Origin of the sequence: Rhizobium phaseoli (genome assembly GCF_001664385.1) — a bacterium.
In the GTDB taxonomy this organism is placed as follows: Bacteria; Pseudomonadota; Alphaproteobacteria; order Rhizobiales; family Rhizobiaceae; genus Rhizobium; species Rhizobium phaseoli.
This window is the reverse complement of sequence record NZ_CP013532.1, coordinates 4,106,950-4,129,013: the sequence shown is the minus strand read 5'-3', so window position 1 is coordinate 4,129,013 and position 22,064 is coordinate 4,106,950. Positions and strand designations below refer to the sequence as shown.

The window sequence follows — 22,064 nt, the reverse complement described above, 5'->3', positions numbered from 1 at the left end:
CTGAGGCACAGCAGCGAAGGGAACGTGCGGTTATCCGCCTCATAACCTTCCATCCGCTTGAACTTGAATCCTCAAAGGAGACACCACGGCGGCAAGACTGCTCCAACAAGATGACGGCCTATTTGACCACCTGATGGGGACGTTGAAAACCGGACGTCGATTCTTAGGATGCAGCGGTTCGACCTCACGCTCGGGAGTGACGCTGGCAGTCCAATGGTCGCCGCTCCCGTCAACGCCGGCCCCGTTTACGCTCGCTGGCCACAAAGTCCTCCAGGACCTCAAGGCAGCGGGCAAGAGTCTTCTGGTCCTTGCAGTAGTCCAAAGGCTTCATGCCGTCCAGTTCTGGCCACCCTTGCTTCGGCCATAAGTCAGCAATTTCACGGCGGGGAATAAGGCTATAAACGCGTTCCCAAAGCTTTCCGACCATATCCCGCTTGAGACCTTCCGCAACCCGGACTGCCTGCTCGGCTTCCCTGATAGAGGAGAGGATGGCCTGGGCCTGATTGAAACCCCGATAGCTTTCCGACGCGAGCTGTCGGGGTGTCTTGCCATCATGTTCTGACCTCGGGGTGTCCAGAAAGACGTCCACGTCAGGAACCACGAACATCGCTGCCTCCGTCAATCGGAACACACGGTCGGTGATTTCTTGGCGTTGTAGCGCTTCCGCCTCCGCCTCCTGTCGCCTCCGGAGGGCTGCAAATTCGGCCTGCTCTCGCTTTTCCTCCGCGATCCGTGCCGCCGTTAGACGTTTGATCAAGCCGTCCATCGGCAATCCTGCCAAGTCTTCAGGTTGCTTGATCTTCTTGTAATTCCGCATGTCGGCGACCATTCGGTAGACGGCTTCCATCCGGTCGGTCAGGTCGTCGAAGTGTCCACTCTCGTCTTCAAGTAGTTTTCCAACGGACAGCCTGACGGCGGTTGCCCGACCTTTAAGCCAATGATCGAAATTAGGTAGTCGACCGTCGTCGGGTTCCATTAGAACGCCGATGTTTCGGAAGGTGACCTTTAGCTCTGCTATCCGACGCTGAGGCCGGGTCCTCTTTTCGATAGCTGCATCTATTCGGAAACGTAGCTCTCGGCTCATTGCGAACCCTTTACCGCGGGCCTCGTATACTGCGCCTTCCGTGCGCAGTCGTGATAAATAGGCTGACACCTCTTCATAGGGCGACTTGAAATCGTCGGCGATGTTGGCGGCTATCCATTTGGAATGCTCGGACTTCGTGTACGCGATTTCTTTCTTCGGCCAGCCTCCTTTGGAAAAGCTCTCGAGCAGGTCCATCGGACTTAGGAATGCTGATTTCGCCTTGTACAGGCGATCGAGGATCACAGCCTGCCACTGGCGGCGGTAGATTATAAAGGCTGACGGCCGGTCGTCGAGTTCCAGGAATTCTCCGAGGCCCAACTGAGCGAGCTCCTCGGACAACACCTGGGCCTTAACGTGATTTCGGATAACTGGATTGCGGTATACCGCCACGAGTCGCTCGGCCTCGGTTCGTTTTGCGTCTTCCTGCCGCCTCCGATCTTCGGCGATCTTGGCGGCCATGGCCTTGACCTCGGAGCTGTGGATCAGCGTGCGAGGGGCGATGTCGAGGATGATCTCGTCGAGGTCGTCCAGCGGGACGGCGCGATACGCCGCGACGGTAATCTCAAGGACCTCCACGCCCATGGCATCCAGCTTCTCGATTTTATCCCGCGAGCATGGGTGCGTATTGGCGATCTCGATGAATATCCGTCTACCGTCGGGCATCGTCGCGGTGACGTCGGGGATCAATTCCCCCGCAACCGCCTCCAGTCTGACATCGGTGAGATTGACGGATCGCTCGGGATTGACCTCTACTTGGTTTCCGTCCAGCCCCAAGATGGATGTGGCGGGTAGCGTCACCCGTCGATACTTGGCGATGATTTCTTTCGCACGTATATGGAGCGCGGTCTCGCCTGCCGATGTGCAGTCGATGACGATGTCCTCAGCGCGGTGCGCGAAGTGATGGGTCATTTGGGCTGGATCGCCGCCATTCTTCGCGATCAGCCTTCTTTTGCAGCCGAAACAGATGCATCCGCACGCCGCGCCGTTGGGGACTTCGGAAATATGCCGAAGCGATCCGTCGTCGGTGTCCTCAGCGACGAGGATCATGCCTTCGTCGTCTGGGAAGAGGTCTGCAATGGTGATCTTCGTTACCATCAGTTCCATGGAAATAGGAGTGGCGAATAATAACCTGTTCGCGACTTAGTTGAGGGATTGAAGGCATACTCTGCGAGTGTAAGTTGCCCAAATCATAAACGTTGGGCAAGCGATTCTATGAGCATTACCGATGATCTGCTCGCATTTGCGAAGACGAGACCGACATGGGAACAGGACTTGTTCCGGCGCATCTATACGCAGCCTGATCTGGTCGAAAATGACTATGTTGAGGTCTTGGCCATAATTAAGGCCGCAAATGGAATCGAACTCGCCGTTGCGCCCGGTGATCCAGTCCCGCTTACTGTCGATCACGTGTTGCATAGGGCTGATGGCGCTGATCCTGTAGTGCTCGGTTCGATCAACGACATTCGTAGCGCGATGCAGTTGGCATCCGGACAAACACTGTCTTTCGCGGTCAATGGGTTGACGATCGTTTACGGTGAAAATGGAAGTGGCAAGAGCGGTTACTGCAAGCTTCTAAAGCAGATTTGCCGCGCTCGGCGAGAGCGCAATGACGAAGTCGTGCTGGAGAATGCCTACTCGACGGACAGGCTTTCCAAGCCATCTCTCACGGTACGCTTCAAAGTAGGGCAAGCCGAAGTCCAGGATCATCGGTGGGAAACGGGCGCTCCGCCTCCGCAAGCCTTGTCTCGAGTGAGCGTCTTCGACAGCCGCTTGGCACCTCTCTATGCCGATAAGCAAGACAAAATCGAGTTTCTGCCGGCAGGGTTGGATGTGCTGCCGCGGGTGGTCAAGGCGTGCACAGAACTAAGCCGACGCCTGCACGACGAAATGGAGCCGATAAAGACGATTGTGGCCAGCCCTCTGCCCGACATAGAGCGAGACACCCCACAGGCCGAAGCCATCGGGAAGCTCAACGAGAAAACCGCCTTGAAATCCATTCCAAGCGCGACGGCTTTCCAGAATCTCGCGCTTTGGTCGTCAGCTGACGACGCGAGGATCGAATTGGTGCAGGACGATATACGTAGCGACCGGGCAGCTCTTGCCAAAGAGAAGACTCGCGGTGTCGGCATTTTGGAAAAGCTCAAAGAGCAGCTCGTGCATGCGGAAAACCTATTGTCTGCCGACGCGGTCGCGCGTTTGAACTCCACAATAGCGAAATGCGTCACAACCAGGCAAGCGGCGACGCTTGCCGCTAGCCTCGAATTCCGCGAAGACCCGCTTGCAACAGTAATCGGCTCTGAACCGTGGAAGCAGATGTTTGGGTATGCGGTAGCGGTGTACGCTGACGCGTTTCACGGGGCGGAATTACCGTCGCATGGCGATAACGAAGTTTGCCCTCTTTGCGCTCAGAAACTATCGAATGGGGCGTTCGACAGACTGGTGAAGTTCCGGGCGCTCATTGCGAACGAAGCGGAAAAGCAAGCTGAGTCAGCGCTTGCGTCTCTGACCTCCGAGGTATCGGTTCTACGGCAGTTGACTCTGCCGTCGGCCAATCAGATCGTCAGCGCTTTGACCCCATTCTTCGTGGAAGGCAGCTCGGAAGCGAGTGTCGTGAACGACGTACTCAATTGGTTGGTATCCGCTGATGAGTTTCGGTCAGCTCTTACGAAGTCTGCCGAGTCACTCGAAGACGTGATGGTCCTTGGCGTACTGGAACCGGGCAAGTCCAGCGAAGTCGAAACTTGGGCCTACGCGCTAGCGGCGGCAGCGGCGGCGGATCAGACTGCCGCGACTGATCCGGAGCGTTTGAACCGTCTCAAGACCGAACTCCGCGATCTTCGCGGACGCAAGCAGCTCCATGACAACCTGCCAGCGGTCCTCCAACGAAGGAGCCAACTGGTCAGCTTGTCGAAGCTTTCCGGATGCATCGCTTCTCGCCATAGCGCGCCGATCTCATCCAAGAATACTGAACTGTGCGAGAAGCACCTGACCGAAGACTTCCGCGGGAGGCTACAGAAGGAAATAGGCGACTTGGGCATAGGGTACCTGCCTGTCGTTGTGACTGGACGGACCGATAAGGGGGTCAGTTATGTTGGACCCGACCTGTCGAAGTCGATTTCAGCAAAGACCTCGAATATCTTGAGTGAGGGTGAATTCCGCGCATTGTCGCTCGCGTGCTTCTTCGCCGAAATCTCTTCCATTGACGGCCATGACGGCGTGATCCTAGACGACCCCGTTTCCTCGCTCGACCATAAGCATGTTAGGCAGGTGGCCACTCGTATCCTTTCGGAAGCCAAGCACCGTCAGGTGATCGTATTCACCCATGAATTGAGCTTCTATTATGAACTCTGGCATCAGGCCATGGAGGCTCAAGTCGAAGTCTTACGGCATTGGATCGTCAAAACTGAAGAACATGGCTTTGGCACGGTTCGAAACGACGATGCTCCATGGCAAGTCAAGTCCACCAAGGATCGCTTGGCGGCGCTGGACATCAAGCTGACATCCATGGCCAGTAGGGCATCGAAAGACACCGAGGCTTACGAACGTGAAATCACCGATTTCTTCACTGGGCTGAGAGAGACTTGGGAGCGCTTGGTCGAGGAGATGCTTCTCAATGGTGTTGTCGGCCGCTTCCAGCCCGGAGTGATGACACAGTCTCTGAGCGGGGTTGAGGTCAGGGACAGTGACTTTACCACGATACATTTCGGAATGCGCAAGACCTCAGAGCTTTCCGGTCACGATTGGTCCAAAGGCAGGTTGCCCTATTCTCCCAGCGTCGATGATATGAAGCGCGAAGTTGAGACGGTGAGGACCTATTTCGCTGAGCTTAGAAAGAGGCGTGACGAACTGGCCTCCACCCGGCGGAAAGCCGTGTCGGCTCCCCAAAAGGCCGAGACGCTGCGTTAGTCCACGGCGAGGTGAACTTCGATTTCAACTTGAATGCTCGTGCGTCATGGAAGCGGTCGTCCGACTTAGTACGCGCTGCCCTGACCAACCAAGATAAAATGGATCAGACATTTCCGATACAATTTATCGATCTCCAGACAGCTCAGATGACGCCATCAGCGCCGTATGATGTGGGTTAGGGGCAACACAGGTTGCATCTGAGGAAAATTATGCTGATTTATCTCAGGGACAAACCTATTGAAGCCCCAGGGACATATCAGCGCTCGTAGGGACAAACCTTTTGAGCGATTCCAACGATCATACGAACGCCTGTTACGATTCAGGGGAAATGGTGTCTACGAGAGGATTCGAACCTCCGACCCCAGGATTCATACCACTTCGGCTTTAGCCGCCGCCATTTCGGCGTTCGTGGTCTGGACTGTCCCTTCACCATGGGCCGAAGCCTTTAGGTGCTACCCATCCAGTCTCTACACCTTCAACGGATTTCTCCGAAGCTTGGCTCGGGATTGGCATGCTGAGAGTTCAGCGAAGCGTTCCCCGAATTTGAGTAGATCGACTACAACCTTTCGGAGTGCAGCCCCCAATTTACAACCAGGAATCCTGTGCTCTATCCTGCTGAGCTACGTAGACGAACCTTTGTTCAAGATGGTTCGTAACCCATGCTCTCTCGAAGATCAACACCCAGCGGCAACAGCGTACGTCGTTGGGTGACCTCTCAGATTCGAACATCCGCGTCGCAGTGGCGGTGAACCACCCTGCGACACGGTTGTTCAACAAAATCGCGATGTGCTGACGTCCAATTTGGCCTTCAGGCGCGGCAGTAAATTTACTGGTACGCCTATGCCCTGCCATGCTTGGAATTTCGCCCGAACCAGTAAACTTTCACACTATAAAAGGCGCTCTATCCTGCTGAGCTACGGGACCACTTGCACGCCATGCATACAAAAGGCTTGGCGTGAAGCCAAGCCTTAATTCTTGTCAAAGACCCAGGCGCTGTTCGGCGAGGCGGACCCAGTAGGAGATGCCGTGGGCGATGGCTTCGTCGTTGAAGTCGTAGGCCGGGTTGTGCAGGCCGGCGCTGTCGCCGTTGCCGATGAAGATGAAGGCGCCGGGGCGGACGTTCAGCATGTAGGAAAAATCCTCGCCGCCCATCATCGGATCGATTTCGGCATTGACGTTGCCCTCGCCGGCAACGGCGCCGGCGATGGCGACCGCATGCTCGGTCTCGTCAGGATGATTGATGGTGACGGGATAGTTGCGATGGAAGCTGATCTCGGCTTCGGCGCCGTGGGCAGCAACCACGCCCTCGACGATCTGCCGGAAGCGCGTCTCGGCGAGCGTGCGCACCTCCGGGTCGAGGGTGCGCACCGTTCCGGCGAAGGTCGCATCGTTCGGGATGACATTATGGGCAAAACCGGCATTGAACTTGGTCACCGAGACGACGACCGAGCTGATCGGATCGGCGGTGCGCGAAGCAATCATCTGCAGGTTGGCGACGATCTGCGCGCCGATGGCGATCGGATCGATCGTCCGGTGCGGCTGGGCGGCGTGGCCGCCGCGGCCCTTGATGGTGACGGTGAATTCGTCGGTCGCCGCCATGATGGCGCCCTTGCGGGTGGCGAACTGGCCGACGGGCAGGCCCGGCAGATTGTGCATGCCATAGACCTCTTCGATCCCGAAGCGCTCCATCATGCCGTCCTTGACCATCAGATTGCCGCCGCCGCCGCCTTCTTCGGCGGGTTGGAAGATGACGGCGACATTGCCGTTGAAATTGCGGGTCTCGGCCAGATATTTCGCGGCGCCGAGCAGCATGGCGGTATGGCCGTCATGGCCGCAGGCATGCATCTTGCCCGGCGTCTTCGAGGCCCAGGGCTTGCCCGTGATCTCGGTCAGCGGCAGGGCGTCCATGTCGGCGCGCAGGCCGATGGTGCGGCGGCCCTCGCCCTTGCCTTTGATCAGCCCGACGACGCCGGTGCGGCCGATGCCGGTGCCGATCTCGTCGACACCGAATTCCTTGAGCTTTTCGGCGACGAAGGCGGCCGTGTTTTCCACCGCGAAGAGCAGCTCGGGCTGGGCATGAATGTGGCGGCGCCATTCGGCGACTTCATTCTGCAATTCGGCGGCTCTGTTCAAAATCGGCATGTTGGCTTCCTGTTATCAAATCCCGACAATCTAGATCGCTTCACAAGGGTGTGAGGCTTTTGGAAATTACTTCGTCAATGACCTTTGCCATGTCATAGCCATATAGGCTAGATAGGGGAAGGTTGCGAGATTTCCTGACATCTGAAGGACGAACCGTGTCGACGAGCCACTTCCGTTTGTTTGCCGCCATGCGGCCGTTGCGTTTCTCAGTCGCCGCGACTGCGGCTTTTCTCGCCTCCGTTTCGCTCGCTCAGGCCAATCCGCATATTCTCGTCGACGTCCAGACCGGCCGCGTGCTCGAGCACGAGGAAGCCTTCCGCAAGTGGTATCCGGCCTCGCTCACCAAGCTGATGACGGTCTATACGGTGTTCGATGCGATCCGCGCCGGCCAGATCAGCCTTGATACGCCCATTGTCATGAGCAAGCGCGCCGCCGCGCAGCCGGCCGCCAAGATGTATTTCAAGCCAGGCCAGAAGCTGACGCTCGACAGCGCGCTGAAGATCCTGATGGTGAAATCGGCCAACGACATCGCCGTTGCTGTCGCCGAAGCCGTCGGCGGCACGCAGGAAGGCTTCGTGACGCGAATGAACGGCGAGGCGTTGAAGCTCGGCATGACGGATTCGCATTTCGTCAACCCGAACGGCCTGCCGGGCAAAGGACAATATACGACGGCGCGCGACCTCGCGGTGCTGACGGTGGCGCTGCGCCGCGACTTTCCGCAATATGCCGGCTATTTCTCGCTGGAGGGTTTTACCAACGGCCAGCAGAACGTGCCGAACCTCAACATGCTGATCGGCCGCTTTGCCGGCGCGGACGGCATGAAGACCGGTTTCATCTGCGCCTCGGGCTTCAACCAGATCGGTTCGGCGACACGCAACGGCCGCACCCTCGTCTCGGTCGTGCTCGGCACCGACAGTCTGGCGGCGCGTGCCGATGCGACGGCGAACCTTTTGCAGAAGGGCTTCACCACGCAGTTTCCCGGCAACGACACGCTCGGTTCGCTGAAGCCTTACGGGCAGGGACAGGACCAGGTGACCGACATTACCGCCGATATCTGCAGCGCCAAGGGCGCCAAGATACGCAGCGAAACGCGCGACGAGGTCGGCCGGATGAAGGTGCACTCGCCCTATATTCTGGAAATGGACCACGACCCGCAATTCGTCTTTGCCGGCCTTATTCCGGGGCAGGATCCGCAGCCGGCGCAGCAGCCGGAAAAGGTCGCGACCGGCGACACGGCCGGAGGCATCGCCAACGTGCCGGTGCCGATGCCGCGTCCGACCTCGTTTTAAGACAGGATCGTTTTCAAGGTAAAATGAGATGAGTGCGCTCAACGACAGGATTCCGGTCACCATCCTGACCGGCTTTCTCGGCGCCGGCAAATCGACGCTGCTCAACCGCATCCTCAAAGACCCTGCGATGAAGGACGCGGCCGTCATCATCAACGAGTTCGGCGATGTCGGCATCGATCATCTGCTGGTCGAAAGCTCCGGCGATTCGATCATCGAGCTCTCCGACGGCTGCCTGTGCTGCACCGTGCGCGGCGAGCTTGTCGATACGCTGGCGAACCTGATGGATGCCGTGCAGACCGGCCGCGTCAAGCCGGTGAAACGCGTCGTCATCGAAACGACCGGCCTTGCCGATCCGGCGCCGGTCATGCAGGCGATCATGGGCAATCCTGTCATTGCCGCGAATTTCGCGCTCGACGGCGTCGTGACCGTCGTCGATGCGGTCAACGGGCTGCAGACGCTCGACAATCACGAGGAAGCGCGCAAACAGGCGGCCGTCGCCGATCGGCTGATCATCTCGAAGACATCGATGGCCGGCGCAACGTCCGGGCTGGAACTGCGCCTGCGGGCACTCAATCCGCGCGCGGCGATGATGGATGCCGACAGCGCTGACGCCGGCAGCGCCGCGGTGCTGGTCAACGGGCTCTACGATCCGGCGACGAAGATCGCCGATGTCGGCCGCTGGCTGCGGGATGAGGATGCGCACGAGGCGCATCACAGCCACGACCACACCCGTGATCACGGTCACCATCATGATCATACTGGCGATCATCATCATGATCACCACGGTCACGCGCACCAGCACGCCCACGACGTCAATCGGCACGATGCCTCGATCCGGTCTTTCTCGATCATCGAGGAAAAACCGATCGATCCGATGGCGCTCGAGATGTTCATCGATCTCCTGCGCTCGGCGCATGGCGAGAAGCTGCTGCGGATGAAGGCGATCGTTTCGGTCTCCGACCGGCCGGACCGGCCGTTGGTGCTGCACGGCGTCCAGAGCATCTTCCATCCGCCGGAGCGGCTTGCCGCCTGGCCGGATCCCAGCGACCGGCGCACGCGCATGGTGCTGATCACCAGGGACCTGCCGGAAGCCTTCGTCAAGGATCTGTTCGACGCCTTCCTCGGCAAGCCGCGCATCGACACGCCGGATCGCACCGCGCTGTCCGACAATCCGCTCGCCATTCCGGGTTTGAGAATTTAAAGCATGTCGCGCAAAAGTGCAGCGGTTTTCCCAGGCAAAGCGCGAAGCGCTTTTGCCGCAACGGCATGCGTAAGAACAAAAAGCTAAAGCGCCAAGAGCAAATTTGAAAGATCGCAACGCGCTTTAGCGCTTGCGGATCAGGAAGCGGTGGCCGCTTTCGGTCTTTTCTGTTTCGACCAGTTCGTGACCGTCCTCATTACAGAAATGCGGCATGTCGATCACCGCCAGCGGATCGCTGGTATCGACAAGGATGAGCGCGCCGCTTGCCATGGCGGCGAGCTTCCTGCGTGTCTTCATCACCGGGAGTGGGCATTTCAGGCCGCGAAGATCGTAGAGAACGGGGTTCAAGCCGTTCAGTTCCGCGCCCAGAATTTCCAGAACGGCTTCTTTGCCGCGGCTTCCGCCGTCTCCTGCGGTTCGGGCGCGGTAAAGGCCAGCGGGTTCTGCATCGGCACCGGCACGACCGCCGGGGCGGCGGTAGCGACGGCCACTGCCTGCGGCTGGGCAGGGGCTGCGGGGATCGCGCCTGTGGCGGTTTGAGTGGTCACGCTCTGGGCGGTGCGCTTGGCCATCAGGTCTTCGAGTTCGGCGACCTTGACCATGCGGCCGGCTTCCAGCGAGGTGCCGGTCGGAGCGAAGGCCAGCTCGCGGCCCTTGCGCAGCTTGGCGACCACCGCCTTGCGCTCAGCTTCCGACGGGTCGTACCAGGCCATGCCGTCATATTTGCTCATCGCCTTGGCATAGTCGGCATCATAGGTCTTGCCGTAGGACGCCAGCGCGGCCGCCAGCGCCGGCGGCGTCGACATGGCAGGGCATTTGCCGGCGGCATTGAAAGCGCCGCCATCGGTTACCTGCTGGTTGAAGACATATTTCTTCTCGCAGACGGCCACCTCGGGCGGGCGCTTCGTCACTTCGAAATTATCGTAGCCGACCTTCAGCATTTTCCAGAAGTCGTAATTGCTGTCGAGGCGATGCTTGACCATATTTTCCGCCGTCATGCGGAAGGGGAAGGCCTGCAGCTGCACGGTCGCCTGACCGCCCTTGAAGGCGTCGCGGGCGAAGGCATAGATCTCCAGCACCTGCTGGTCGGTCATCGAATAGCAGCCGGAGGACGAGCAGGCGCCATGGATCATCAGATCAGAGCCGGTGCGGCCGTTCGCCGCGTCGTAGCGGTTCGGGAAGCCGGTGTTGATCGCCAGATAATATTTCGAGTTGGGGTTCAGGTTGGCGCGCGTCAGGTCGTAGAAACCTTCCGGCGCCTGCCGGTCGCCGGTCTTTACCTTCGGGCCGAGGCGGCCCGACCACGCGCAGATCTTGTAGTCGGCAATCTTGTCGAAGCGGTTGTCGGTCTTCGCCTTCCAGATCTCCATGGCACCTTCTTCCTTGAAGATGCGGATCATGATCGGCGAATTGCGGTCCATGCCCTTGGCGGACATGGCGGCGAGGATATGCGGAGGAAGCGGCTGCTCGACCTTGTTCTTGACCTTGGAAAGATCGACCTGCGCGGTTTCCAACGCGTCATTGCAGCCGGTCAGAGCCAGCGCGATGAGAGAAACATAGGCAAAATGACGTATGCGCATCCAAACTAGCCCATAAAGAAGTGCGACCCGGTCGCCTAAGGAGTCCTGGCACGAGGCAGAATCATAAGCGGCTTATACTTCACAAATCCTTACCAGCCTATGACGTGTGAGGAACGCCCCCGCAAGCGCAAATGTTAGAGATAACATCAATGTGGCCAAGGTTTGGCCTCAATCCGCAAGGAACGGCAGTAGAGCTTACAGATTCCGCCCCATGTTGAGGAATTTCTGGCGCCGTTCGTTGCGCAATTGTTCGCCGGAGCGGGACGACATTTCGGCCAGCGCATTGGCGATCACGTCGCCGGTTGCGGCAATGACGCTGTCGGGATCGCGGTGGGCGCCGCCGAGCGGCTCGGAAATGATGCCATCGATGACGCCGAGCGATTTCAAGTCTTCGGCGGTGATCTTCATGTTGGTCGCGGCTTCGCGGGCGCGGGTCGAATCGCGCCAGAGAATGGAAGCAGCGCCCTCCGGCGAGATGACGCTGTAGATCGAGTGCTCGAGCATATAGACCCGGTTGCCGGTGGCGATCGCGATCGCGCCGCCCGAGCCGCCTTCACCGATGACGACGGAAACGAGGGGAACCTTGACGCCGAGGCACATTTCCGTCGAGCGGGCGATCGCCTCCGCCTGGCCGCGCTCTTCGGCGCCGACGCCGGGATAGGCGCCGGCCGTATCCACCAGCGAAATGACCGGCAGGCCGAAACGATCGGCCATCTCAAGGATGCGGATCGCCTTGCGGTAGCCCTCCGGGCGGGGGCTGCCGAAATTGTGTTTCAGGCGGGACTTGGTGTCGTTGCCCTTTTCCTGGCCGATGACGGCGACGGGCTGGCCGCGGAAGCGGGCAAGACCGGCCTGGATCGCGGCATCCTCGGAAAACTTGCGGTCGCCGGCTAGCGGCGTGAATTCCTGGAACAGCGTCTTGGCGTAATCGACGAAATGCGGGCGCTGCGGGTGGCGGGCGACCTGCGTCTTCTGCCAGGCGTTGAGCTTGGAGTAGATTTCGAGGATTGCCTCACGGACGCGAACCTCCAGCCGGCCGATTTCATCGGTGGTGTCGATGCTCTCGTCTTCCGTAGCGAGCTTCTTCAGCTCGATGATCTTGCCTTCGAGGTCGGAGATCGGCTTTTCGAAGTCGAGATAATTGTGCATGAGGTGCGTTTCCGTTCCTTGTGCCCGGGGCGTTTTCCTGGCTCCGCCCCTTGTCGCCGGTCCTATTCGTGCTTTTTCGCCTGTTTGGCAAGGGGGTGATGCGTCTGGACGAGTTGCTGCAGCCTCTCTTCGAGCACATGTGTGTAGATCTGTGTGGTCGAAATGTCCGAATGACCGAGGAGTTCCTGGACGACGCGCAGATCGGCGCCGTTGGCGAGCAGGTGGCTGGCAAAGGCGTGGCGCATGACGTGCGGCGAGATCAGTGACGGCGTCAGGCCGGCGCGGATCGCCAGGTTCTTCAGGTCTCGCGCAAAAACCTGGCGCGGCAGGTAGCCCTCCTTGGAGGCGGCCGAAAATAGAAAGGGGCTTTCCTGCGGCTCCTTCGCCGCGGCATTTTCGGCCGCCAGCAGGCGGCCATAGGACTTCAAGGCCTTGATCGCCGATTGCGACAACGGCACCAGCCGCTCCTTGTTGCCCTTGCCGCGGATCATCAGGAAGCGGCCCTCCTGGTCGAGGACGCGGGCGGGAAGCGAGACGAGTTCGCTGACGCGCATGCCGGTGGCATAGAGCAGCTCCAAGAGCGCCAGCATGCGCAGGCGCTGCAACTGGCCCGGGGCCGGATCGTCGGCCTCGGCCTGCGCCTGCGACAGCAGCCTGCTGACCTCCTCGACCCCCATCGTCTTCGGCAGCGGTCGGCCTTTCTTCGGCGCGTCGAGCACGCCGGTGGGGTCGTCGGTGCGAATGCCTTCGGCGTAGAGGAACTTGTAGAACTGCCGCATGGCCGCAAGCCGGCGCGCCTGCGAGGAGGGCTTGAAACCCTGCCTGGCGAGCGAAGCGAGATAGGCGGAAAGATCGGCGGAGGCGGCTTCGGTCAACCTGATGCTGCGGCCGTTCAGGAAGGACCTGATGTCATCGAGGTCGCGCTCATAGGATTGCAGCGTGTTGGCGGCGGCACCGCGTTCGGCGCTCATCATCTCCAGGAAGGATTCCACATGGACGCGGCCGAGATCCCTCATGTCGCTCACTTCCCGGTGGTGTTGATCGTGCCCGTCGCCGGCGGATTGACCCGCTCGGACGGAATGCGGATCGTCACGTCGCGCGGCTCGGGCTCCACGAAGGTCGCAAGCGCCCACATCGCTCCGTAAACCGTCCCGGCGAGGATCGCGCAGACGAACAGAAAACGGAACAGGGTCGGCATCCGGCAACTCCTTCATGCTCTGCTTCTGTTATAAGAAGCGTATCTGCAAGTGCAAGAAGCGGTATTCAGGCGATGATTCCCTTGTCCACGACTTGACGCTCCACCTGCATTTGTCGATACGGTTTGCAAACAAAGTGTGAATGGACCGATGAGTGAACCACTGCTGACCGTTGCTGACAGCCTGAAAGACAGAGCTCGCGCCGCGCTCGGTTCACGCAATCTGATCCTGGTCGGCCTGATGGGTGCGGGAAAATCCTCGGTCGGACGCATTGTCGCCAGCCAGCTCGGCATTCCCTTCATCGACAGCGACCACGAAATCGAGCGGGTGTCGCGCATGACGATCGCCGAACTTTTCGCCGCCTATGGCGAGGACGAGTTCCGGGCGCTGGAAACGCGGGTGATCAAGCGTCTGTTGAAGAGCGGGCCGCGTGTCGTCTCCACCGGCGGCGGCGCCTTCGTCAACGAGCGGACGCGCAGGCATATCAAGAGGGGCGGCCTTTCGGTCTGGCTGAAGGCGGATCTCGACGTGCTCTGGGAACGGGTCAACAAACGCGACACGCGGCCGCTGCTGAAGACCGAAAATCCGAAGCAGACGCTCGAAAACCTGATGAACGCACGGTATCCGATCTACGCTCAGGCTGATCTCACCGTGCTCTCGCGCGATGTGCGCAAGGAAATCATGGCCGACGAGGTGCTGACGGCGGTGATCGAAGCTCAGAAGGAAAGTCCAGCGTCATGAATGCGATAACCTCCGCTCCCGCCGCCCAGACCGTGCATGTGCCGCTCGGCGAGCGCGCCTACGACATTCTGATCGGGCCGGGGCTGATCGCGCGGGCCGGCGCCGAGATCGCTTCGCGCCTCAAGGGCCGCAAGGCGGCTATCATCACCGACGAAAATGTCGCGCCGCTCTATCTCGACGCCCTCGTTGCCAGCCTCGATGCGGCGGGCATCGCCTCGGCTGCGGTCGTGCTGCCGGCCGGCGAGAAGACGAAGAGTTTCGAACATCTGATGACGGCCTGCGACAAGGTGCTGGAAGCCCGCGTCGAGCGCAACGGCTGCGTCATCGCGCTCGGCGGCGGCGTCATCGGCGACCTCTCTGGATTTGCGGCCGGGATCGTCCGTCGCGGCGTGCGCTTCGTGCAGGTGCCGACGTCGCTGCTGGCGCAGGTCGATTCTTCCGTCGGCGGCAAGACCGGCATCAATTCCCGCCACGGCAAGAACCTGATCGGCGTTTTTCACCAGCCGGATCTGGTTCTGGCCGATACCGATGTACTGAATTCGTTGAGCGAGCGTGAATTCCGCGCCGGTTACGCCGAGGTCGCGAAATACGGTCTGATCGACAAGCCGGATTTCTTTGCCTGGCTGGAGGCGAACTGGAAGGCGGTTTTTACAGGTGGTGCGGCGCGCATCGAAGCGATCGCGACGAGCTGCCAGGCAAAGGCCGATGTCGTCGTTGCCGACGAGCGGGAGAACGGCCAGCGGGCATTGCTCAATCTCGGCCACACCTTCGGCCATGCGCTGGAAGCGGCGACCGCCTATGACAGCCGCCGCCTTGTGCACGGCGAGGGCGTTTCGATCGGCATGGTGCTGGCGCATGAATTCTCTGCGCGGATGAATCTCGCCAGCCCCGACGATGCGCGCCGCGTCGAGCGGCATCTGCAGGCGGTCGGCCTACCGACCCGGATGGCTGAAATTCCGGGCGAGCTGCCGCCGGCCGAGGTTCTGATGGATGCGATCGCGCAGGACAAGAAGGTCAAGGGCGGCAAGCTCACCTTCATCCTGACGCGCGGCATCGGCCAATCCTTCGTCGCCGACGACGTTCCGGCCTCCGAGGTGATCAGCTTTCTCCGGGAAAAACACCCCTGATGGCGGTCGAAGGCGCTCTGGCATTTCTTGCGACATATTGGCCGGAGATCCTTTCGATCACGGCCCTCGTGCTGACATCCGCCTTCTTTTCCGGCTCGGAAACCGCGCTGACCGCCGTTTCGCGCAGTCGCATCCATACGCTGGAGGTCAATGGCGACGAGCGCGCCGGGCTCGTGCGCCAACTGATCGAGCGGCGCGACCGGCTGATCGGCGCGCTGCTGATCGGCAACAATCTCGCCAATATCCTGTCGTCGTCGATCGCCACCAGCCTGTTCCTCGGGCTGTTCGGCAGTTCCGGCGTGGCGCTGGCGACGCTGGCGATGACCGTTATCCTGGTCATTTTCGCGGAAGTGCTGCCGAAGAGCTGGGCGATCTCGACGCCCGACCGCTTCGCGCTTGCGGTCGCACTGCCGGCCAAGCTCTTCGTCACCGTCGTCGGCCCGGTTTCCTCCTTCGTCAATGCGATCGTTCGGCGGATCCTGGCGCTGTTCGGCATCAATCTCTCGCGGGAAATATCGATGCTGACGGCGCATGAGGAGCTGCGCGGCGCCGTCGACCTGCTGCATCGCGAGGGATCGGTGGTGAAGGCCGACCGCGACCGCCTCGGCGGCGTGCTCGATCTCGGCGAGCTCGAACTGTCCGATATCATGGTTCACCGCACCAAGATGCGGGCGATCAATGCCGACGATCCGCCGGAGGCGGTGGTGCGCGCCATCCTGGAAAGCCCCTATACGCGCATGCCGCTCTGGCGCGGCACGATCGACAACATCATCGGCGTCGTTCACGCCAAGGATCTGCTGCGGGCACTGGCCGAGCCGAACATGGAGCCGCAGAACCTCGATATCGTCAAGATCGCGCAGAAGCCGTGGTTCGTGCCCGACAGCACCAACCTCGAAGATCAGCTCAATGCCTTCCTGCGCCGCAAGCAGCATTTCGCCGTCGTCGTCGACGAATATGGCGAGGTGCAGGGCATCGTCACGCTCGAGGATATTCTCGAGGAAATCGTCGGCGACATTTCCGATGAGCACGATATCGAGATTCAGGGCGTGCGCCAGGAGGCGGATGGTTCGGTCGTCGTCGACGGCGGCGTGCCGATCCGCGACCTGAACCGTGCGCTCGACTGGAACCTGCCCGACGAGGAGGCGACGACGATCGCCGGCCTCGTCATCCATGAATCGATGACCATTCCGGAAGAGCGCCAGGCCTTCACTTTTTACGGGAAACGTTTCGTCGTCATGAAGCGGGAGAAGAACCGCATCACCAAGCTGCGCATCCGTCCGGCCGGGGAAGACGGCGCCAAGCCGACCTGATCGGCTTGGCGCGAAGGCAACCGGTTCCTATATGAGCTGCGGTTCTACCATCGCGTCGCCTCGCCGGGGGCCGCCGGTTCGACGGCCAGCGCATGCAGGCCGGCATCGAGTTCCGGTTTCAGCAGGTCGGTGATGGCGCGGTGGCGGGCCAGCCGCGACAGACCGGCAAATTCCGCCGAGACGATCCTCACCCGCATGTGGGTTTCGCCCGTGCCTGTGATATCAGGCTGATGGCCGGCATGCAGGTGGCTTTCGTCGATGACGCTCAGGCGTTCCGGCGCGAAGGCTGCGACAAGTTTTTCTTCGATGCGGGTCCTGAGGGTCATCATCCGGTCTTGCTGTTGCGCGAAAGGGGTTCCCACCAAGCCAGCAACATTCCCATTTGTCAATTCTTGTTGTCGCCTTCCGACAGCCCCATAATTAGCGCCGCCATGAGACTTGATTCCAAATATTTCGATCGCATCCGAACACGCCGCAAACGCGAGCAGGAGGCAGAGCAGGCACCGCCTACCTGTCAGTGGGACGGCTGCGACAAGAAAGGTTCGCATCGCGCGCCCGTCGGACGCAATGCGGAAGGCCAGTTCTTTTTGTTCTGTTTCGAGCACGTCAAGGAATACAACAAGGGCTACAATTATTTCTCCGGTCTTTCGGCCGGCGAGATCGCGCGATACCAGAAAGAGGCGATCACCGGCCACCGGCCGACATGGACCGTCGGCGTCAACAAATCGGCGAAGGACAGTCCGCTGCATTCGGAAGTCCGCTCCGGCGCCTATACGCGCGTTCGCGATCCCTTCGGCTTCGTCAAGGAGGGCGGCAAGGGCAGCGGACCGCGTTTTCCCCAGGCGCGCAAGCTGAAATCGCTGGAAAGCAAGGCCTTCGACACGATGGGTCTGCATGCCAACGCGACCTCGGCAGAGATCAAGAGCCGCTACAAGGAACTGGTCAAGAAGCACCATCCGGATGCCAATGGCGGCGATCGTGGCTCGGAGGAGCGTTTCCGCGCCGTCATCCAGGCCTATCAATTGTTGAAGCAGAACGGTTTTTGTTAATTCCCGTCCTTGCTCTTAGGCTTCAATCGGGTATGGTCCAAATCGGCTGAGGCCGCAGGCAAACGCGGCTCCTATCTGCGTGTTTACCGATCGCCTCCGCCGACCTTCCGGACGCGGCGTTTCTTGTCCGGGACTCTTTCAAGAATGCTCGCACGCGGTCATCATCCCGCCGAGGTTTCGTTTCAGTCCCGGAGAAGTATCGCCGACGTTCCGACCTGACGGGCGCGGATAAATCGCGGCGTCACGGTTGCGACATGGCCTGAGACAGTATGGCCGGGTGGCATCACCCGCCTTGGAGACATGATGAGCAAGATCGACCTGGATATATCTGAACTGCCCGACACCGCCGTTTCGGTTCGCGAGACCTTCGGCATCGATTCGGACATCCGCGTTCCCGCCTACAGCAAGGGCGACGCCTATGTGCCGGACCTCGATCCCGACTATCTGTTCGACCGCGACACGACGCTCGCCATTCTCGCAGGCTTTGCCCATAACCGACGCGTGATGATCTCCGGCTATCACGGCACCGGCAAGTCCTCGCATATCGAACAGGTGGCGGCGCGGCTCAACTGGCCCTGCGTGCGCATCAACCTCGACAGCCATGTCAGCCGTATCGATCTCGTCGGCAAGGACGCGATCGTCGTCAAGGATGGACTGCAGGTCACCGAATTCAAGGACGGCATCCTGCCCTGGGCCTATCAGCACAATGTCGCGCTCGTCTTCGACGAATATGATGCCGGCCGTCCCGACGTCATGTTCGTCATCCAACGCGTGCTCGAATCCTCCGGCCGCCTGACGCTGCTCGATCAGAGCCGCGTCATCCGGCCGCACCCGGCTTTCCGCCTGTTTGCGACCGCCAATACGATCGGCCTCGGTGACACCACCGGCCTCTATCATGGCACGCAGCAGATCAACCAGGCGCAGATGGACCGCTGGTCGATCGTCACGACGCTGAACTATCTGCCGCATGATCACGAAGTGAATATCGTCGCCGCCAAGGTGAAGAGCTTCGGCAAGGACAGGGAAGGCCGCGAGACCGTGTCGAAGATGGTGCGGGTTGCCGACCTGACGCGCGCCGCCTTCATGAACGGCGATCTCTCCACCGTCATGAGCCCGCGCACGGTCATTACCTGGGCTGAAAACGCCGAGATCTTCGGCGATCTCGCCTTCGCCTTCCGCACCACCTTCCTCAACAAGTGCGACGAGCTGGAGCGGCCGCTGGTCGCCGAGCACTATCAGCGCGCCTTCGGCGTCGAACTGAAGGAAAGTGCCGCCAACATCGTTCTCGGAGCCTGAGACCGACCGATCATGGCAGCTCGCGGTGACAATTCGAAAGCAAAGCCCGGCGCGCCCGTCGATGTCGAGCCGTTGCGCCGGGCGATATCCGGCTGCGTGCGCTCGGTCGCCGGTGACGGCGATGTCGAGGTGACCTTCGCCAATGAACGGCCGGGCATGACCGGCGAGCGCATCCGCCTGCCGGAGCTTTCCAAGCGGCCGACGGCGCATGAGCTGGCGGTCACCCGCGGGCTCGGCGATTCCATGGCGCTGCGGCTTGCCTGCCATGACGAGAAAGTGCATGCGACGATGGCACCGCAGGGCTCGGACGCCCGGGCGATCTTTGACGCGGTCGAGCAGGCGCGCGTCGAATCGATCGGCGCGCTCCGGATGGAGGGCATGGCGTCGAACCTGCGCTCCATGACCGAGGAGAAATATTCCAAGGCGAATTTCACCGGCATCGAACGCCAGGAAGACGCACCGATCGGCGAAGCCGTCGCGATGATGGTGCGCGAGAAACTGACCGGCCAGCGCCCGCCTGAAACCGCCGGCAAGGTGCTCGACCTCTGGCGCGGCTTCATCGAGGACAAGGCGGGCTCCGAGCTCGACAACCTGTCGGGCGCCATCAACGACCAGCAGGCCTTCGCCAAGGTGATCCGCAACATGCTGTCGGCCATGGAGATGGCCGAGGAATACGGCGACGACGACAGCCAGGCCGACAACGACGATCAGTCGGAGCAGGAAGACCAGCCGAGCGGCGACGAGCAGGATCAGGACGAGGTCGACGAGGATGCCGGCACCGATGCCGCCCCGGTCGAGGACAGTGAAGTCGCCGACGAACAGATGGAGGACGGCGAGACCGAAGGCGCCGAAATCTCCGACGACGACATGATGGAAGAGGGCGAGGACGATTCGGAAACACCGGGCGAGACCCGCCGTCCGAACACGCCCTTTGCCGATTTCAACGAGAAGGTCGATTATCACGTCTATACCGAAGAGTTCGACGAGATCATCACCGCCGAAGAGCTCTGCGACGCCGCTGAGTTGGAGCGCCTGCGCGCCTTCCTCGACAAGCAGCTGGCGCATCTGCAGGGCGCCGTCGGCCGCCTCGCCAACCGGCTGCAGCGCCGCCTGATGGCGCAGCAGAACCGCTCCTGGGATTTCGACCTGGAGGAAGGTTATCTCGATCCGGCCCGGCTGCAGCGCATCATCATCGATCCGATGCAGGCGCTCTCCTTCAAGATGGAGCGCGACACGCAGTTCCGCGACACGGTCGTCACCCTCCTCATCGACAATTCCGGCTCGATGCGCGGCCGGCCGATCACGGTTGCCGCCACTTGCGCCGACATTCTCGCCCGCACGCTGGAGCGCTGCGGCGTCAAGGTCGAGATCCTCGGCTTCACGACGAAGGCCTGGAAGGGTGGGCAGGCGCGGGAAAGCTGGCTTGCCGGCGGCAAGCCGCAGACGCCGGGCCGGCTCAACGACCTGCGCCACATCATCTACAAATCGGCCGATGCGCCGTGGCGGCGGGCCCGCGCCAATCTCGGGCTGATGATGCGCGAGGGCCTGCTCAAGGAAAATATCGACGGCGAGGCGCTGATTTGGGCGCATAACCGCCTGCTGGCGCGCCGCGAACAGCGCCGCATCCTGATGATGATCTCGGACGGGGCGCCGGTGGACGATTCGACGCTGTCGGTCAATCCCGGCAATTATCTGGAGCGGCATTTGCGCGCCGTCATCGACCGGATCGAGACCCGTTCGCCGGTGGAATTGCTGGCGATCGGTATCGGTCACGACGTGACGCGCTACTACCGCCGGGCGGTGACGATCGTCGATGCCGACGAGCTTGCCGGCGCGATGACCGAACAGCTTGCCTCGCTTTTCGAAGATCAATCCGTCCAGCCGCGCGGCGGCCGGCTTCGCCGTGCCGGCTGACGCCGCTTCAGGGAAATGTCCGGAATGACAGGCAAGCGCCTTTGCCATGCGGCGTTGATCGCTCTTTGCATCGCAACAGGCGCCTGGCCCTCATGGGCGGCCGGCGGCGAAGTGCCGGTCATTAGCCGGCAGATATTAGATTTCAGGATCGGCTCTGCCGAGACGAAATTCGGATCGCTGGAATTTCTCGGCGGGCTGGAGATGGTTTCCAGCAGGGCCCTGTTCGGCTCGCTTTCCTCCATCCGTTTCCGGCAAGACCAGAAGCATTTTGTGGCTGTGCTCGATACCGGCCAGTGGCTGACCGGCAGCATCGAGCGTGATGCCAAAGACAAGCTTTCGGGCCTTTCGGATGTCGAGATCACCCCGATGAAGAACCGCGCCGGGCGCAGCCTCGAGGGTAAGGCCTATATGGATGCCGAGGGGCTGGCGTTCGACGGCGATCGGATGCTGGTCTCCTTCGAGCAGCTTCATCGCGTCGATGTCTATCCCGATCCCGGCTTTGCCGACTCGCGGGCGATCGGCACCCTGCCGCTCGTCATCCCGCCAAAGTTTCTGAGGGACAATCGCGGGATCGAGACGATCACGGTGGCGCCCGCATCGAGCCCGCTCAAGGGCGGCGTGGTGATTGTCTCCGAACGCGGCCTCGACAGCGACGGCAATCGGGCGGCGGCGATCCTCAGCGGGCCATTGAAGGGACGTTTCTCGGTCGCACGGGACGGCAGTTTCGACGTCACCGACGGCGCCTTCCTGCCGAACGGCGATCTGCTGCTGCTCGAACGCCGCTTCAACATGGCCGAAGGCATCGGCATGCGCCTTCGGCGCATCAAGGGCGCCGATATCAGGCCGGGGGCCGTGGTCGAGGGCGAATTGCTGCTCGAAGGCAATTTCAATTCGCAGATCGACAATATGGAAGGTCTCGATGCTTTTCAGGCGGCCGACGGCACGACCCATATCATCATGGTGTCGGACGACAACCATTCCATTCTGCAGCGCAATCTGATGCTGGAATTCCGGCTTTACGAAGAGCCCCAATTGCTCGGATCGTCAGATTGACGTCACATGCCTCGGTTATCCCGCCGG

The 22,064-nt window shown here is 60.9% G+C and carries 18 protein-coding genes; 10 read left to right on the top strand and 8 right to left on the bottom strand.

Annotated elements, in window-relative coordinates:
* Window positions 1–229: 229 nt before the first annotated feature.
* Complete coding sequence (locus AMC88_RS33705) at window positions 230–2,179, bottom strand: competence protein CoiA family protein (protein WP_167355291.1); 1,950 nt, start codon at window positions 2,177–2,179, stop codon at window positions 230–232.
* 117 nt (window positions 2,180–2,296) lie between these two features.
* On the opposite strand from AMC88_RS33705, the gene AMC88_RS19795 reads away from it, so the two are divergent.
* Window positions 2,297–4,990, top strand: a complete 2,694-nt coding sequence (locus AMC88_RS19795; protein ID WP_064830004.1) for an AAA family ATPase — start codon at window positions 2,297–2,299, stop codon at window positions 4,988–4,990.
* Window positions 4,991–5,968: 978 nt separating this feature from the next.
* Here the strand turns inward: AMC88_RS19795 and AMC88_RS19785 are convergent.
* Entirely contained in the window at window positions 5,969–7,132 is a 1,164-nt protein-coding gene (locus AMC88_RS19785; RefSeq protein WP_012485424.1) for a M20 aminoacylase family protein, read from the bottom strand.
* A gap of 155 nt (window positions 7,133–7,287) precedes the next feature.
* On the opposite strand from AMC88_RS19785, the gene AMC88_RS19780 reads away from it, so the two are divergent.
* Together AMC88_RS19780 and AMC88_RS19775 are read left to right on the top strand one after the other, a co-directional pair.
* The gene (locus AMC88_RS19780) at window positions 7,288–8,421 is read left to right on the top strand and encodes a D-alanyl-D-alanine carboxypeptidase family protein (RefSeq protein ID WP_029531895.1); all 1,134 of its coding nucleotides are present in this window, start codon (window positions 7,288–7,290) and stop codon (window positions 8,419–8,421) included.
* Window positions 8,422–8,449: 28 nt separating this feature from the next.
* Window positions 8,450–9,622, top strand: a complete 1,173-nt coding sequence (locus tag AMC88_RS19775) for a CobW family GTP-binding protein (protein ID WP_012485422.1) — start codon at window positions 8,450–8,452, stop codon at window positions 9,620–9,622.
* A gap of 123 nt (window positions 9,623–9,745) precedes the next feature.
* Here AMC88_RS19775 and AMC88_RS19770 read toward each other — a convergent pair whose 3' ends face one another.
* The 5 genes from AMC88_RS19770 to AMC88_RS33700 form a co-directional block, all read right to left on the bottom strand.
* Entirely contained in the window at window positions 9,746–9,970 is a 225-nt protein-coding gene (locus AMC88_RS19770; protein ID WP_012485421.1) for a sulfurtransferase TusA family protein, read from the bottom strand.
* Between the two features lie 5 nt (window positions 9,971–9,975).
* Window positions 9,976–11,202 carry a L,D-transpeptidase family protein gene (locus AMC88_RS19765; RefSeq protein ID WP_012485420.1) on the bottom strand — a complete coding sequence of 409 codons (1,227 nt, stop codon included), beginning with the start codon at window positions 11,200–11,202 and terminating at the stop codon, window positions 9,976–9,978.
* Between the two features lie 195 nt (window positions 11,203–11,397).
* Window positions 11,398–12,351 (bottom strand): acetyl-CoA carboxylase carboxyltransferase subunit alpha, encoded by a 954-nt coding sequence (locus AMC88_RS19760; RefSeq protein ID WP_004679607.1) that lies wholly within the window; start codon window positions 12,349–12,351, stop codon window positions 11,398–11,400.
* A 62-nt stretch (window positions 12,352–12,413) separates the two neighbouring features.
* The gene (gene xerD, locus AMC88_RS19755) at window positions 12,414–13,367 is read right to left on the bottom strand and encodes a site-specific tyrosine recombinase XerD (RefSeq protein ID WP_041683789.1); all 954 of its coding nucleotides are present in this window, start codon (window positions 13,365–13,367) and stop codon (window positions 12,414–12,416) included.
* A gap of 5 nt (window positions 13,368–13,372) precedes the next feature.
* Window positions 13,373–13,549: a hypothetical protein gene (locus tag AMC88_RS33700; protein WP_004679604.1), complete on the bottom strand. Its 177-nt coding sequence runs from the start codon at window positions 13,547–13,549 to the stop codon at window positions 13,373–13,375.
* 148 nt (window positions 13,550–13,697) lie between these two features.
* Here AMC88_RS33700 and AMC88_RS19750 point away from each other — a divergent pair, with 148 nt between their 5' ends.
* From AMC88_RS19750 to AMC88_RS19740, 3 genes are read left to right on the top strand one after another with little or no spacing between them, the layout of a single operon-like run.
* Window positions 13,698–14,288, top strand: a complete 591-nt coding sequence (locus AMC88_RS19750) for a shikimate kinase (RefSeq protein ID WP_004679602.1) — start codon at window positions 13,698–13,700, stop codon at window positions 14,286–14,288.
* On the top strand, window positions 14,285–15,415 hold the full coding sequence (aroB, locus tag AMC88_RS19745) for a 3-dehydroquinate synthase (RefSeq protein WP_012485418.1): 1,131 nt from the start codon (window positions 14,285–14,287) through the stop codon (window positions 15,413–15,415). The genes AMC88_RS19750 and aroB overlap by 4 nt, the downstream gene beginning before the upstream one ends.
* Window positions 15,415–16,725 (top strand): HlyC/CorC family transporter, encoded by a 1,311-nt coding sequence (locus AMC88_RS19740; RefSeq protein WP_012485417.1) that lies wholly within the window; start codon window positions 15,415–15,417, stop codon window positions 16,723–16,725. Before aroB ends, AMC88_RS19740 begins: the two co-directional genes overlap by 1 nt.
* A gap of 44 nt (window positions 16,726–16,769) precedes the next feature.
* On the opposite strand, the gene AMC88_RS19735 is transcribed toward AMC88_RS19740, so the two are convergent.
* On the bottom strand, window positions 16,770–17,054 hold the full coding sequence (locus tag AMC88_RS19735; protein ID WP_010010759.1) for a BolA family protein: 285 nt from the start codon (window positions 17,052–17,054) through the stop codon (window positions 16,770–16,772).
* 102 nt (window positions 17,055–17,156) lie between these two features.
* Between AMC88_RS19735 and AMC88_RS19730 the strand changes: the two genes are divergently transcribed.
* The 4 genes from AMC88_RS19730 (at window position 17,157) to AMC88_RS19715 (ending at window position 22,037) form a co-directional block, all read left to right on the top strand.
* Window positions 17,157–17,774, top strand: coding sequence for a J domain-containing protein (locus AMC88_RS19730; protein ID WP_064830002.1), 618 nt, complete (start codon window positions 17,157–17,159; stop codon window positions 17,772–17,774).
* A 303-nt stretch (window positions 17,775–18,077) separates the two neighbouring features.
* Window positions 18,078–19,070, top strand: a complete 993-nt coding sequence (cobS, locus tag AMC88_RS19725) for a cobaltochelatase subunit CobS (protein WP_012485415.1) — start codon at window positions 18,078–18,080, stop codon at window positions 19,068–19,070.
* A 12-nt stretch (window positions 19,071–19,082) separates the two neighbouring features.
* Window positions 19,083–20,984, top strand: a complete 1,902-nt coding sequence (gene cobT, locus AMC88_RS19720; protein ID WP_012485414.1) for a cobaltochelatase subunit CobT — start codon at window positions 19,083–19,085, stop codon at window positions 20,982–20,984.
* A gap of 24 nt (window positions 20,985–21,008) precedes the next feature.
* The gene (locus tag AMC88_RS19715; protein ID WP_012485413.1) at window positions 21,009–22,037 is read left to right on the top strand and encodes an esterase-like activity of phytase family protein; all 1,029 of its coding nucleotides are present in this window, start codon (window positions 21,009–21,011) and stop codon (window positions 22,035–22,037) included.
* The last annotated feature ends 27 nt before the right edge of the window (window positions 22,038–22,064 follow it).

Bases quoted from the DNA above. Each gene is read 5' to 3' on its own strand.
- AMC88_RS33705 (WP_167355291.1), bottom strand. From the start codon at position 2,179: ATGGTAACGAAGATCACCATTGCAGACCTCTTCCCAGACGACGAAGGC.
- AMC88_RS19795 (WP_064830004.1), top strand. From the start codon at position 2,297: ATGAGCATTACCGATGATCTGCTCGCATTTGCGAAGACGAGACCGACA.
- AMC88_RS19785 (WP_012485424.1), bottom strand. From the start codon at position 7,132: ATGCCGATTTTGAACAGAGCCGCCGAATTGCAGAATGAAGTCGCCGAA.
- AMC88_RS19775 (WP_012485422.1), top strand. From the start codon at position 8,450: ATGAGTGCGCTCAACGACAGGATTCCGGTCACCATCCTGACCGGCTTT.
- AMC88_RS19765 (WP_012485420.1), bottom strand. From the start codon at position 11,202: ATGCGCATACGTCATTTTGCCTATGTTTCTCTCATCGCGCTGGCTCTG.
- AMC88_RS19760 (WP_004679607.1), bottom strand. From the start codon at position 12,351: ATGCACAATTATCTCGACTTCGAAAAGCCGATCTCCGACCTCGAAGGC.
- xerD (WP_041683789.1), bottom strand. From the start codon at position 13,367: ATGAGGGATCTCGGCCGCGTCCATGTGGAATCCTTCCTGGAGATGATG.
- AMC88_RS33700 (WP_004679604.1), bottom strand. From the start codon at position 13,549: ATGCCGACCCTGTTCCGTTTTCTGTTCGTCTGCGCGATCCTCGCCGGG.
- AMC88_RS19750 (WP_004679602.1), top strand. From the start codon at position 13,698: ATGAGTGAACCACTGCTGACCGTTGCTGACAGCCTGAAAGACAGAGCT.
- aroB (WP_012485418.1), top strand. From the start codon at position 14,285: ATGAATGCGATAACCTCCGCTCCCGCCGCCCAGACCGTGCATGTGCCG.
- AMC88_RS19740 (WP_012485417.1), top strand. From the start codon at position 15,415: ATGGCGGTCGAAGGCGCTCTGGCATTTCTTGCGACATATTGGCCGGAG.
- AMC88_RS19735 (WP_010010759.1), bottom strand. From the start codon at position 17,054: ATGATGACCCTCAGGACCCGCATCGAAGAAAAACTTGTCGCAGCCTTC.
- AMC88_RS19730 (WP_064830002.1), top strand. From the start codon at position 17,157: ATGAGACTTGATTCCAAATATTTCGATCGCATCCGAACACGCCGCAAA.
- cobS (WP_012485415.1), top strand. From the start codon at position 18,078: ATGAGCAAGATCGACCTGGATATATCTGAACTGCCCGACACCGCCGTT.
- cobT (WP_012485414.1), top strand. From the start codon at position 19,083: ATGGCAGCTCGCGGTGACAATTCGAAAGCAAAGCCCGGCGCGCCCGTC.
- AMC88_RS19715 (WP_012485413.1), top strand. From the start codon at position 21,009: ATGACAGGCAAGCGCCTTTGCCATGCGGCGTTGATCGCTCTTTGCATC.